2 protein-coding genes are annotated in these 744 nt (G+C 48.3%); both read right to left on the bottom strand.

Annotated elements, in window-relative coordinates:
- Positions 1-173: 173 nt before the first annotated feature.
- The gene (locus ACFQEU_RS17055) at positions 174-389 is read right to left on the bottom strand and encodes a hypothetical protein (protein WP_379784082.1); all 216 of its coding nucleotides are present in this window, start codon (positions 387-389) and stop codon (positions 174-176) included.
- 10 nt (positions 390-399) lie between these two features.
- The coding region (locus tag ACFQEU_RS17050; protein WP_379784080.1) for a hypothetical protein at positions 400-744 on the bottom strand (345 nt) is incomplete at its 5' end.

Below are 744 nucleotides of genomic sequence, written 5' to 3'. Positions count from 1 at the left end.
CTTATATTTGACATGCCCAATCTCGGTGATGGGATGTTGCGATAGAGGGCTATTTGCTCAACGAGAAACGCCGCTTAGCTTTTAACATGGCCAAAAAAACCTTTACCTTGGCGTTCTTGGGATCGATCTCGCCAGGCACTGGCTGATGCTGTTTTTCAAGATCGGTTAGGGGCTTATTTGCCTTCTTCTGACTGCTCATCTTCGACGTCCTTTTCGTATGCTTCTGGGTCTTCTAAGAACTTTTTCATATCACCAGACGCAAAGCCGTCTGGCTCTTGGAGATCTTCAGCCCCAACATTTCGAATGTGCTGCTTTGCGCGTTTTATGGCATCTGAAATCGAGCCCGTTTTCTTTTGCGCATCGCGGATGTGTTTAATTTTTTCGCTCATAACCGTCACCTTACAACCTCACAAACAGGTAGTCACCTTTTGCCACGTATATAAGCCCAAACCCTTCATAATAACGGCGTACATCGGCGTTAATTGGATTCATGACACGCAGCTCTGCAGCCCCTAACGCCTCCGCATAGCCTGCCAAGGCAAGAAAGGTGGTTTGGAATACCCGCACATCTTTACCGTTCTCGGGGTTACCTTCAATGAAGTCTAGTCGCAACTTGGTACCGTGATAGGTGGGCTTGCCCAAGCTTAAGCTCGCTAGCGTGCCGTTATTCCAAAGCGCCATCTCAAAGCGCTTAGGGTGACGATACTTAAATGCGTTGTAGCCTTCAGTCCAATCCCAGTCCAC

The sequence above is a fragment of the Halorubrum tibetense genome (genome assembly GCF_042661865.1).
GTDB classification, from domain to species: Archaea; Halobacteriota; Halobacteria; order Halobacteriales; family Haloferacaceae; genus Halorubrum; species Halorubrum tibetense.
Note: the sequence above shows the minus strand (reverse complement) of the source record. Positions and strands in the feature narration are given on the sequence as shown.